The sequence below is a fragment of the Echinicola sp. 20G genome (genome assembly GCF_015533855.1).
In the GTDB taxonomy this organism is placed as follows: domain Bacteria; phylum Bacteroidota; class Bacteroidia; order Cytophagales; family Cyclobacteriaceae; genus Echinicola.
The window spans coordinates 3,042,947-3,055,591 of record NZ_AP024154.1; the positions used below are offsets into that span (position 1 = coordinate 3,042,947).

The window sequence follows — 12,645 nt, forward strand, 5'->3', positions numbered from 1 at the left end:
ATTAGCATAATCATGAAGTATCTTAAATATAAATTTATATATCCTATGATAGTGGCTCTTGCAATTATGGCTTGTAATCCACTAGATCTTGAACCGGTGGATTCATTTTCTGATGATGCTGTTTGGTCAGATCCAAACTTGATAGAATCCTATGTGAATGAAATATACAATCAAGCTGTATTAAGCTACAAGGACAGTGGATTAGGTTGGGGAGCACAGACTGATGAACTGTACGGTAATTTCAACTGGACAAATGAATGGATTTATAACCGTGGCGAAGCTAATCCCGATAATCAGACTTCAGGGTCATTAAATATGTGGGGAGACCTGTACAATACGGTTAGGTACTGTAATGTTTTTTTTGAAAAACTTGATGGATCGGAGTTGGTAAACAATATGCAGGTAGAGAGAATGATGGGCGAAGTGTATTTTTTGAGGGCACTGACCTATTTTGAGCTATTAAAAAGGTTTGGTGGAGTCCCGTTGATTACAAAGGTATATGATGTTAACGACACTGAATTTGATGAGCTTAGAAGCAGTTGGACAGATACAAAGAACTTTATCCTCAATGATATTGAAATGGCAGAGGATTTTCTTCCTGAGGTATATGAGGATGAAAATCTGGGGCGCGCCACATTAGGGGGAGCCTTGGCATTGAAATCTCGATTGCTTTTATACAATGCTAGTCCACTTTATAATCCCTCGGGAGAATTGCAAGCTTGGATAGATGCTAAAAATGCTGCAAAAGCAGTTATTGATCTTGGAATATACAGTCTACACGGAGATGAAAATAACTATAATTCAATTTTTACTGACCGTTTTAATGAAGAAGTAATTTTGTCAAGGGTTTATAATGGAAGTTATTTTGGCGATCGCTATAACACATTCGATAGGGATATGAGTCCTAATGGATACAATGGGTATAGCGCATATAATCCCCTTCAACAGTTGGTAGATGATTTTGAAATGGCTGATGGCTCTAAGTTTTCCTGGGATAATCCTTCCCATGCAGCAACTCCATACGCTAATAGGGAGCCAAGATTTTATGCAGATATACTATTTAATGGCGCAATGTTTAAAGGAAGGGAAGCTGAGTTTTTTGAAGGTGGATTGGATTCAAGAACTAGTTCAATGTCTCCATGGAATGCTTCAAAGACCGGGTATACTATCAGGAAAATGGTCGATGAAGACCATGACTTTAATATCCGTGTTCCCAATACTACCCAATGGGTTGTATTCAGATTGGGCGAGATTTATTTAAACTATGCTGAAGCTTGTGCAGCGCTGGGTGAAACTGGCGAAGCAGTTACTTATTTAAACTACATTAGGACTAGGGCAGGACTTCCAGAGGTAAATGCAGTTGGTGAAGAACTGATTAGTGCAATCCGACATGAAAGAAGGATTGAGCTTTGTTTTGAGGGACATCGTTATTTTGATATTAGGAGATGGGAAACCCCTGAAATAGGATCCGAAGATGCAATTGGAATTTTAATTGAAAAGGAGGGAGATCAATTTGACTATGGCTTCCAGGTTGTGCAGGAAAGGACTTGGGTACCTAGTTTTGTTTATTATCCGATTCCCCGCTCTGAAATTCAAAAGAATCCAGAGATTGATCAAAACCCATTTTATCAATAAGGCAGTACTGGGGATTATTGACAATAATCATGGGAAGAGGCGCTTGCCCCCTCCCATGGTTTGTCTTCAATAACTAAAAAATCAATTATTTATGAAATTAATAATATTTCTGGCCATCTGCATGGCCACGAATTTGGTATTGCCTGTGGTGAACTGTTTAGGTCAGGGAAATAGCAGTGCTTCAAAAACAATCACTGGAGAATACTACGATTGGACCAAAACAATGAAGCCAGAGAACCCCTGGAATCATGACTATGATCAGACCTTGGTGATGAAAATGTTTCTTTGCTCTCGTGGGGATGATGGTGGTGTAGATAAGGTTTATCTGGATTTTGAACAGGCTTTGGAGGTTGTGAGAAAATTAGATAACCTCACGTTGGGTGTTCCAAAAATCATTTATTTGGTAGGATGGCAATTCAATGGACATGATTCAAAATATCCCGCATGGAACCAAGTGAACAACGCCCTGAAAAGAGAGCAAGATGAGACTTCTCTACAGAGCCTGAAGTGGTTGATGAAGGAGGCAAAAAAGTATAATACTACGGTAAGTTTACATGTCAATATGATTGATGCCTTTAAGGATTCTCCCTTATGGGAGGAATACTTTGAAAAAGATATTATTGCCAAGGATATTAATGGTGCCCCTATCCCTGGGGAAACTTTCAATGGTATGACATCTTATCAGATCAGCTATACCCAAGAATGGGAAATGGGATTGGCCCAAAAGAGAATTGATAACTTACTTAAGATGTTGCCAGAACTCAAGGATGCTGGAACTGTTCATATTGATGCATTTCATTCGATTAGACCTGCTGCATATAAAGAAGGTGAAAACTCTGATGAAATGAGCCCTTTTCTTGGGTATAGTATAGATCAGGAAATCGCTACACAGAGAAAAATTTTCCGGTATTGGAAAATAATGGGAGTGGATGTAACTGCGGAAGGAGGTATGTATTGGTTGAGAAAAGATCCGTTTATTGGCTTACAGCCATTTGCATGGCATTTTGAACCTGAAAACTTTAAGAGTGAGGAATGGCATGGTAAACCCGAAGGTTTTCAGGGGCTTCCTTCAGATTTGTATTGCGGGACACCTATGCATGCAGAAGGCAAAATCATGGAAGATCCCATTAATCTGAACGGAATAAAAGAGGAGTTTTGTACCAAAGTTGTCCCTTGGTTTATGACGAACAAAATAAAAAAAACGGGTAAAAAGAACGTAATCTGGAAATTTGAGAACGGAGAGGTTTATTTGCCAGTTTCCTGGGCAAATAATAAGCTGTTGGTATTTACCGAGAATGGTTTTAAGAACAGAAAACTAAAGCTTCCTGAGCATTGGAAAGGGTTGGATAAAGTGTTTTTATATTCTTTTGGAGTGAATGGAACACAGTTTTTGGGAGAATTGACGGTCAGGGACCTGACCGTCAACCTTTCTTTGAAACAAGGGGACTCTGTTCTGATATTTAAAGATTTAGAAAATTCTAACCACTAATCTCCATGACAATAAAATACAACATTATGCCAAAAGTAAATTTCGGGAAAATCGTAATCTTTATATACACCTTTGTTTTTTCAGTATTTGTCTCCCAAGGGGTTTTTGCACAACATCATGAAAGGCTTTGGGAACTGAATGAAAAAGGTGGCATCGTGTGGGATATCCTCGAAAAAGAAAAAATCCCACATAAAGACCACATGGAAATGTCGGGACAAAAAGTGGATTTGATATTGGAATGGGGAATTGACAGTCTTGGTAGTTTTGAAGCCACCCGGGTGATCCGATGGCCAATGTTACGCACTATTCCAAATGATACTCATGCGAGCTTGCAAAGGGAAATGAAAGGAGGGAAAGCTTTTTTGCCTACAGTGAATGGAGCAGAGCTTGATAAAGGAAAAACCCTTGCAATAGTTATAGACGGCCATTTTAAGGTAAAAAGTATACATGGTAGTGATATTCAGTCAATAAGAACTATTTTCCCCAGTCAGTTTTCCCCTAGCGTAATAGATTTAATTGAGTTAAAGAATATTTCCAAATCCTACTTAAAGTTAGATATTCCTGGAATTACCTCCAGTGAAAAGACTAATCGGGAAGAAGGGGTATTTGGAGAATATGAAATTGAGGAGTTTGTCTTTGGTCATGGAGAAGTAACATTGGCCCCTGGTGAAACCATACAATATGCAGAGGTAAGGACGGCCAAAAAGTTGAATGACTCGCCGTACTACGGGAATCCGGTTGCAGAATTGGCTGCAAGGGAAAAGTTTCTTCAAAACTGCAAGGATGAATTGATTTTAACAACTCCAAGTAAGGAGATCGACCAGCTGTTTTCTTTTTCAAAAATAAGGGCATCTGAAAGTATATTTTCTACTAGAGGAGGAATGATGCATGGCCCTGGTGGCTATAACAAATACCTGGCGGCAATTTGGGCCAATGACCAAGCGGAGTATATTAATCCGTTTTTTCCTTTTTTAGGGGATGAAGCGGGAAATGAAAGTGCCCTGAACAGCTTTAGACTGTTTGCAAAATATATGAATAAAGAGTGGACACCAATTCCCAGCTCTATTGTGGCAGAAGGATTTGACCACTGGAATGGGGCAGGGGATAGAGGGGATATGGCCATGATTGCATATGGTGCTGCCAGATTTGCTTTGGCATCGGGTAACCGTGAATGGGCAGAAGAACTATGGCCTCTTATAGAATGGTGTCTGGAATATTTGGACCGTAAAAAACTGCCAAATGGATTGATATCCTCTGATTCTGATGAACTTGAAGGAAGGTTTCCCGCAGGGGAGGCAAACTTAGCTACCGCATCTCTCTATTATGATGCACTGCTATCGGCAAGTTATTTATCCCATGAATTGGGCAAACCCCTTCATGAAAGTGAAAAGTATATAACAAAGTCAGAGGATGTTAGAAGTGCTATCAGTGAGAACCTGGAAATGACAGTAGAAGGATTCGAAACCTATCAGTATTATCAAGGAAATACTGAACTTAGAAGCTGGATATGTTTTCCACTGACAGTAGGAATATATGATAGGGCAAAGGGAACTGTTGATGGCCTATTTTCATCCCAGCTGTGGACACGTAGTGGTTTATTGACAAAGTCGGGTACTCAAACTGTTTGGGATAGATCAACATTGTATGCACTCAGAGGTGTTTTTCAGTCTGGCTTTCAAAATGAAGGTCTTGACAAATTAATGGAATTTTCTTCAAATCGGCTCTTGGGCGATCATGTTCCTTATGTTGTAGAGGCTTATCCTGAACAGAACCAGAGCCATCTTTCAGCTGAAAGTGGGCTGTATTGTAGAATTTTCACTGAAGGACTTTTTGGAATTAGGCCTACAGGCTTTCATAAATTTGATTGTACTCCCCATTTGCCCGAAAAGTGGGACTTTGCATCTCTAGAGAAGATACATGCATTTGGGATGGTGTGGGATATGCATCTTTCTCGAATAAAGAAAGGAATTAGAGTAATCATTCAAGATGCCAATGGAACAGTGGTCTATGATGAATTAAAAGGGGAAGGCAAGGCACACACTGTTAGCCTTCCCAGTGGGAAAATATAAAATTGATCTCAAAAAATCTTCTAACCCGATTATTAGAAAAACTTATTTTCAGAAACATGAGAAAAACGAGAAAAAATACCATAGCTGTTCTGTTTGTTCTTTTTGTCGCGATCCAGAATTTAAATGCTCAAACTTCAACTTTAAATTTCCGTTCAACTGATCCCAAATTGGATAGTATTTTCAATTGGGCAAAAAAGCAAGCCTTAAATTATGCATTTGATGGTGATCAGGTCGGTTTATGGTATGAGGCAGCTCTTCCTGGAAGAGAGGCCTTTTGTATGAGAGATGTGTCTCACCATGCTGAAGGAGCTCATTACCTTGGCCTATCTGCATATACCAAAAACATGTTGATCAAATTTGCAGGAAGTATTTCAGAAGAAAGGGACTGGTGTGGACTTTGGGAAATTAATAAGGAGGGAATTGTACCCAGGGTTAATTATATTAACGATGAAGCATTTTGGTACAATTTGCCAGCGAATTATGATTTACTAGATTGTAGTAATAGAATGTTTATCCTATCTGGAGACCGAGATTATTATCTCGACTCAACTTTAACCGCTTTTTATGAGAAGACGGTGGGAGATTATACTAATGCTTGGCAGCTTGCACTTGACCAAATATTAACCAGGAATAGAATTGTAAATCAAAGCAGGAAAACTGAAGAAAATGAAAGGTTGCTCATGGCCAGGGGAATACCTGGTTATGATGAAAGTGACCATGGTTATAATATTGCATTTGATTTGGTTGTGATACAATATGCCGCTTATAAGGCATATGCAAACTTATTGGAACTGAATGGGAAGTTTACTGAGGCAAAACGATGTAGGGAGATAGCAGGAAATGTCATGGAGTTTATTGAAACTTCTTGGTGGGATGTGGAAACTGCTTCATTTTATTCTCATCACCACCCGGATGGGTTTGTTGATAAAAGTTCGGATTGGCCATTGATTTATTGGACGGATTATGATAATACCAATAGAATTGATGCAATCCGAAAGGACATACTAAAGAACTTACCTAATAAAGATAATCAACAAATTGAAGCCCAAACTTACCTGCCTTCCACACTTTATAAATTAAGAGAAGATAAGGCTGCGTATAACCAATTGGAGGCTTTATTTAGAAATAGGAGAAGGGAATATCCTGAAACATCCTTTTCAATAGTCGCTTCAATGGTTTCAGGTCTTATGGGCTTGGAAGTGATTCCTTTTGCACCTTCAGGTTCTTTTAAAAATGGAGGCTATGTAAGTCATGTTTTTAAGTCTTTGTCCCACCTTCCTGAAAATGTGGCTTGGGCAAAAGTTGAAAATGTCCCGCTCAGAGGAAGAGAAATTAATTTGGAACATAAAGGATCAAATAGCACACAATTGTCCAATGTAAAAGGACCTTCTCTGATATGGAAAGCATACTTTTTAGGTGATCATGAAAAATTGTTTGTCAATGGTATAGGCATGAAAGCTGAATCTGAAGAAATAAGTCATGGTCAAATATTGTCATATGTAAGCGTAAATGTGGGGGCGGGGCAAACTGTAAAAGTAGAGGTTGGAAAGTAATTTTAAATGCTCGGGATCTTAATGACTAGTAAACAATTGTGGTGATAAGCCTTGAAAACGAAACCTGGAGCTCGGGGTTCATTTTCAATGGCTTATCATCTTACAAAACTTAATGAGTTTCGGTTCTTTTATAAATTATTGTTTAAATCAATTTTGTTTATCGATCATTTTTATTTTTGTGGATAGCCTATTGGTTTATTATTGAACGAACAGTTTAAGTAGTTTATAAATTTGACTGGGCCTGGTTGCCATTTAAATGCTGTTATCGTTGAGAATAGTGTTATTAAATTGAAAATACAGTTCATTTATCAAATGGATTTCCTTTGGAATTAATCGATACCACCCAACGGAATGCATCAATTATTAGTTTATTTTGAGTAGCATCGGAAAATATATGATTGCCATGTCCCATATTCAAATATATCATGCGGTAATTGGTATTGGTCCAAACCACAGGACAGTCTCCATCATAAATAATGTCTTTTAAACCAAAAGGATAATTGTCATGGGACAAGGATGCAAAAACAACCACATCCTTGTTTTTTCTTGGGCTTGGTTCCCAAATATACCATTCATTTATAGGGGCAATAAACGTATTGGGAAGACCTTTGGTAACTGGATGATTTTGGTTTTCAACCACTAATTTTGCTGGCATAGGAGGCCAATTGTTGGTGTAGAATACCCCTCCTCCAAGAAAGTTGACAAACCATGGCCATCCTGTCGTTTTATCGTTATAGGCAGTAACATGAAAGCCATACCAGCCACCGCCATTTTCCATATATTCTTCAAATGCCCGTCGCTGATCTTGATTGTGAGGGAAATCGTTAAGCATCATTACAAGGTCATATTGATTTATTTTATCCAACTTTAAATCCGCCATATTGGAAGTGGTGTCAAATACAAAGCCATTTCCAATGGTAAGGTCCTTGAAGAATTTAATGGCATCATCGGCAAAATCAACATGGGCTTTTTCAACCGTTTTAGAGTAAAATGCAATTACTTTAAACCTGGGAAACTGGGCATAAGTCTGAAAATAGGACAACGAAAAAAATAAAAAGGTAAAGATGAATTTTTTCATAGGTTTGATATTTAGGGGATTGGTTATTAATTATTGTTTTCGATGGCCCATAGTATGGCATTGGCAAACATTTTCTTGAACGCTTCATTGGAAAAAAGACTTTTGTCATGCCCTATAAGGAAATAGATGTTTTTGGCCTTCTTATGGGGATTTTCCCAAATTACGGGGTGGTCCCCCATTTTTATTTCTGAAGGAGGTGAATAGCTGTCTTCGTCCACATTTGCCAAAACATGGACATTTGGACGGGGGTTTTTATCAAATATATACCATTCGTCATCGGCTATGTCAAAGCTTTGAGGAAGCCCCTGCATTACCGGATGGTTAGATGCTTCTACATGTACGGTCCCTGAAGCTTTCTGTGATATATAATTTTTGAACCTGATTCCTCCCATAAAATCAGAAAACCAATTCCACATTTCATAACCGTCAAATTCCCCCAGAAGGGTTGCATGATGGAAACCGACCCAACCTCCCTGTCCATTGTCTATGTATTTTTCGAAACGCCTCTTCCCCTTGTCTGTCCAGGTGTATGGTGGGTAATTAAGCTGGATGATAACATCAAATTTTTTCAGGTTGATAGTATCAATTTCTTTTGCATGGTTAATGACCTTATATGCGATAGAATGCTTTTTTGAAAAATAATCTATCCATTTCAAAGCCTCCTGGACAAATCCTTCATGTTGGTCTCCACGCTCAGTAATAATTAAAGCAGTGAATTGATCGTTTTTTGAGTAGGCATTATGGTGGGAGAACAAAATGGTTATAAAGAGCAAAAAGGTTATAAATTTCATGATATATATATTTACTGATTTCGGGAAATAAGTGTAACAGCGTATAAAAACCATCCCGTGTGTGGGATCCATTGCTCGCTCCAGCGCCATTCGTTGCCGTTATCCTCTACTTTAAAGTCAATACCTGACCCATCAGGGTTTCCATCTTTTCCTGTAATCCCATTTGAGATCCCTCCAATTCCAGATCCATGGCCATACATGGATGCCATATAGGGTACATTGTTCTTGCCATACCCATACATCATACTCATATCATAAGGATTGCAGCCGAGTATCCATGAGATTATTTTTTCAACAAATAAGGAATATTCTTCATTAAGGCCATAAGGACCATTACCTGGGTAAATTAGACGCGAACCCAGGATCATAGCCGAAGCTATTGATGCTAGTCTTGCATTTTCCCCCTGCCACCACCATCCGCTTTCATTTTCATGGGGAATGAAGAATCCGTTTTGGATGCTACTGTTTAACGAAAATGTCTGGCGAGGATAGCCAAAGGGATTTTCAACCTCATTGGTGATACTGATTTGATAATCAATGGCCCGCTTTACTGCTGATATAACCGGAACCCTAAATTTGGATTCCTTTTCTAACTCCAAATACCTACATAAGGCAATTATTGGAAGACCCGCGTCCGAAGCATGCCAAAAAGGCCTGTTACCATCATCACTAATGAAATACCCCAATTGGCTCATCCGCTCCGTTAGATTTTCCGCACGATCCCTGGCATTGTTTATGTAAAGGGGTTTTGATGTGGCTTTCCACAGTTCAATGGAAGCAATTAATGAACAGTAATCATCAATAATGTTATCCTTGCCATCATCAGCATATGTTTTGCTATTGGCTAAAGCGTGAAGGTAGGCTTTTTCGGCACCTGCTAAATATTCATTTGAAGAATAGTCTCTACTCGTATTTAACATGGACGCTCGAGCAAGTGCCGCAATCCCCATGCCTGCGCCTTCCCGCCAGGCACATTGGTAATCGGAAGTGGTTTTGCTGTCTGCCAATAGCCCCACGACCCTCCTTGAGGAAGGGTCCTTATCGAAATAACTGAATACAGTCATATAGAAATACCCTTCAGGGGACAGTGATCGCATTATATAATCGGCGCCGTATAACGCTTCATCTAAAAATGCTTCCTTGATTCCTTCCTCTTCTAAAATACTGGGAATGGATTCAATTGTTTCCATCATTGACCAAGTAACCAAGGGGATTTGTTGGGGGGACATGAAATTGGTGTAGGCAAGGTGGGAAAAGTATTTGCTAACATCACCTGAAGCATCACACCATCCACCGTGTAAATCAACACGTTTATTACTGCCGAAAAGTAATAGGTTCCGGTCAGCCTCAAGTTCCTCTTGAGAATCAGCTCTTTGGTGTTTGAAAAAATTTAATATAGCGGGTATCGTTGTTTTGGAAAGTCCATTTTCTTGGATTTTAAGGATAGGTGAATTTATTATAACCCCCTTATGGGGTATCTTTATTTGAAAGCTTCCTTCTTTTCTCAGTTCGCTGAAATCCAGAACGTTGTACCATACTGAGTCACTCCAATCCACAACTTGAGAGACTTTAGGGATGGTACCCTTAAAAATAGTCTTGGAAGTTTTTGCGTCTACGATATTAAATGCCTTTCCCTCAAATTCATTACTTTGAGCTTTTAGAATGGCTGTTTTTGGCCCCTCCAAATCATACACTACCTGATTGACCAATATATTTGCTTCCTGAGCTAAAACAACCTTTAGGCTTATTGCGAAAATTAGGGCCAGTGCGTATTTCATTTGTTTTTCAGGGTTATAATGAAGTTTTAAAGTATTTTACTTTAAAGCATAAGTTGCTGTATTCGACTTTTTGTTTTAGGGATTTGAATAATTACACCATACCATTACCCTGAATGAATCCATTGAAGTTTTAACATAAGGCTTTCTATAAGAAGGATAAGCGACATTAACTCTTTTAAGACCTGGTAATACCCAGCTGAATTATTTCAGCTGGGCTTAACCATTCCTAACTGATTGTCCAATATAGGCTATCAAACTTTATTGAGTGGTTCAAGAGCTCCACCAATATGTTTAACTATGGCTCTCCCCATCTTTGGCCGATTTTTAACCTTAGAAAGAAATGGATCAAACTTTAACTTATATTGAACCGAAGTTACCAATCATCCAGGAAAACTAGCTAAATAGGTTTATTCTATTTCAGTTAGGACAGGGGTATTGGGGTCGTATCCATTGTAGCCATAGTTTTGCTTTATCTGACCTTCTGTATTTGACAGTATTGCATTAATAGGTATCGGCCAATTAACATGGTAAGGGCTCATGGTATATGTGTCTCCATGTACTGTTGTAATTCCCTTGTTATAAAATTCATTTTTTTCCGATATTCGATCAAACCAGAAATTTTTATCTCCAAAGTTGGCTAGGTTATAGTTTTGGCCATTATACGCAGTTTTTCCAGTTTTCGCGAAAATGGATGCAATCCGGCTGAGTTCTGTGTTTCTTGGTTCTTCATAATACAGTTCTCTGGCCCTTTCATCCAGAATGGTTCCAATATTTACCTCTGAAGGTTGATAATTTGAGGCACCTGCGCGACTGCGAACTTTATTAATGTCATTTGCAGCCAGGTCAGATTGCCCTTTCCAATAATATGCTTCTGCTCTCAGCAAATAGGTTTCCGCTAATCTAAACACATACCAATCTGTATTGCCACCCCGCTGTGGATTATTGATGTTGTCTGGGATAAATAATTTGTAATGTGGCCAGTCGAACCAATTTCTTATGGTATCTGTAGTTAACATCACACCCGATTCATCATAAAGTTGAAGGGGTTTTGCATAGCTTGGATCATTTCCTTTTAGGGACTGGTTGTTATATACGAGATCTTCCATGGTCATCCAGTTACCTGGTGCATGTCTTAAATCATCATTGTCGTCCCAAATGGTGTTGGTAGAATACCAGGTTGCCCTGCAACGACCAATTCCTCTTCCATACATATCAGATAGGGGTATTTCGATTCCACTATTGCCGTTCATTCCAGTGTTTCCATTTGGGGTCTTGATGGCATTCGCTCCAGAAGCGGCATAAAAAGGTAGGGCTTGCCTCATGATCTGAATCCCTCCAAATAGATCGGTTGTGTTTCCCACCACATCAGGTCTATCGATTAAAACATATAATACTTCTTTGTTATTTGGTAAAGACTTGTTTTCAGGTCTATGTAAATCCCAAATAACATTTTTTGATGGGTCGTTGGCATTTATTCCAAATCTTTCTGTCATTAGGGAGTGGTATCCTCCGTCAATTACGTTGCTGGCCGATAAAATAGCATCATCAAATTCTCCCAAAGAAAGATTTACCTTTGTGAGAAGGTGGCTTACAGCTCCCCTGGTGACCATACCCCTGTCAGCTTCTATAGGAACCCAATTTTCTGCAAACTCAAGATCCTCTTTGATTTTTCTTAGAATTATTTCTTTGTCTGTAGAGTAGAAATCCAATTTGGGAGATGTGATTTCATTTAGAATTAATGGAACATCCCCGAATTGATGAACCAACCTATAGTACCTATATGCCCTATGCCATAATGCTGCTCCCAGTATTTCATTTCTCTCTTGTTCATTATCATACTCAACGTCATCGATTCTCGAAATCACTGTGTTGGCATATTTGATGCCTTTGTACCCTTCATACCAGTATCTTCCAATCCGGTTGGAATTGGGGCTGTTAAGAGAGGCGTCAGGTTGAATTTGCAAATTCATGTTTTGTGCAGGGCCCGATTTATCCGTTGTTCCTTCTACGGCAACTTCTGAAAATATTAATTCTGTAATTATTGCCGGACCATCCCCATAAAATTCAGTATACCTTAAGTTCGCATCACATGCAACTATTCCAGAACGTAGCCCCTCTGGGGTGTTATAAGTGTTTTCTGGTGCATAGAATGAAAGTGGCTTGGGCGTAAGCCAGTCTTCAGAACAACCTAAGGTCATTGCCGAGATAAAAAGAATATATATATATGATGAATATTTCATTTTGTTAGTCGT

Annotated in this window: 8 protein-coding genes; 4 read left to right on the forward strand and 4 right to left on the reverse strand. The window is 38.9% G+C overall.

Annotation, left to right across the window (positions count from 1 at the left end):
- Positions 1 to 12: 12 nt before the first annotated feature.
- The 4 genes from JL001_RS12630 (at position 13) to JL001_RS12645 (ending at position 6,746) form a co-directional block, all read left to right on the forward strand.
- Positions 13 to 1,635 (forward strand): RagB/SusD family nutrient uptake outer membrane protein, encoded by a 1,623-nt coding sequence (locus JL001_RS12630; RefSeq protein WP_200976444.1) that lies wholly within the window; start codon positions 13 to 15, stop codon positions 1,633 to 1,635.
- Positions 1,636 to 1,726: 91 nt separating this feature from the next.
- A complete protein-coding gene (locus JL001_RS12635; protein ID WP_200976446.1) occupies positions 1,727 to 3,124 on the forward strand; it encodes an endo-alpha-N-acetylgalactosaminidase family protein in 1,398 nt (465 codons plus the stop codon).
- Between the two features lie 26 nt (positions 3,125 to 3,150).
- Positions 3,151 to 5,193 carry a hypothetical protein gene (locus tag JL001_RS12640; RefSeq protein WP_200976447.1) on the forward strand — a complete coding sequence of 681 codons (2,043 nt, stop codon included), beginning with the start codon at positions 3,151 to 3,153 and terminating at the stop codon, positions 5,191 to 5,193.
- A 56-nt stretch (positions 5,194 to 5,249) separates the two neighbouring features.
- Positions 5,250 to 6,746: a hypothetical protein gene (locus JL001_RS12645; protein WP_200976449.1), complete on the forward strand. Its 1,497-nt coding sequence runs from the start codon at positions 5,250 to 5,252 to the stop codon at positions 6,744 to 6,746.
- 301 nt (positions 6,747 to 7,047) lie between these two features.
- Here JL001_RS12645 and JL001_RS12650 read toward each other — a convergent pair whose 3' ends face one another.
- The 4 genes from JL001_RS12650 to JL001_RS12665 all read right to left on the reverse strand — a co-directional run bounded on the left by JL001_RS12650 (position 7,048) and on the right by JL001_RS12665 (position 12,633).
- Positions 7,048 to 7,824: a ThuA domain-containing protein gene (locus tag JL001_RS12650; RefSeq protein WP_200976451.1), complete on the reverse strand. Its 777-nt coding sequence runs from the start codon at positions 7,822 to 7,824 to the stop codon at positions 7,048 to 7,050.
- A 26-nt stretch (positions 7,825 to 7,850) separates the two neighbouring features.
- The gene (locus JL001_RS12655; protein ID WP_200976453.1) at positions 7,851 to 8,615 is read right to left on the reverse strand and encodes a ThuA domain-containing protein; all 765 of its coding nucleotides are present in this window, start codon (positions 8,613 to 8,615) and stop codon (positions 7,851 to 7,853) included.
- Between the two features lie 11 nt (positions 8,616 to 8,626).
- On the reverse strand, positions 8,627 to 10,393 hold the full coding sequence (locus tag JL001_RS12660) for a glycoside hydrolase family 9 protein (RefSeq protein ID WP_200976455.1): 1,767 nt from the start codon (positions 10,391 to 10,393) through the stop codon (positions 8,627 to 8,629).
- Positions 10,394 to 10,800: 407 nt separating this feature from the next.
- Entirely contained in the window at positions 10,801 to 12,633 is a 1,833-nt protein-coding gene (locus JL001_RS12665) for a RagB/SusD family nutrient uptake outer membrane protein (protein ID WP_200976457.1), read from the reverse strand.
- Positions 12,634 to 12,645 lie beyond the last annotated feature (12 nt).

Coding starts and splice junctions, on each gene's coding strand:
- JL001_RS12660 (WP_200976455.1), bottom strand. CDS start 10,393: ATGAAATACGCACTGGCCCTAATTTTCGCAATAAGCCTAAAGGTTGTT.
- JL001_RS12635 (WP_200976446.1), top strand. CDS start 1,727: ATGAAATTAATAATATTTCTGGCCATCTGCATGGCCACGAATTTGGTA.
- JL001_RS12630 (WP_200976444.1), top strand. CDS start 13: ATGAAGTATCTTAAATATAAATTTATATATCCTATGATAGTGGCTCTT.
- JL001_RS12640 (WP_200976447.1), top strand. CDS start 3,151: ATGCCAAAAGTAAATTTCGGGAAAATCGTAATCTTTATATACACCTTT.
- JL001_RS12650 (WP_200976451.1), bottom strand. CDS start 7,824: ATGAAAAAATTCATCTTTACCTTTTTATTTTTTTCGTTGTCCTATTTT.
- JL001_RS12655 (WP_200976453.1), bottom strand. CDS start 8,615: ATGAAATTTATAACCTTTTTGCTCTTTATAACCATTTTGTTCTCCCAC.
- JL001_RS12645 (WP_200976449.1), top strand. CDS start 5,250: ATGAGAAAAACGAGAAAAAATACCATAGCTGTTCTGTTTGTTCTTTTT.
- JL001_RS12665 (WP_200976457.1), bottom strand. CDS start 12,633: ATGAAATATTCATCATATATATATATTCTTTTTATCTCGGCAATGACC.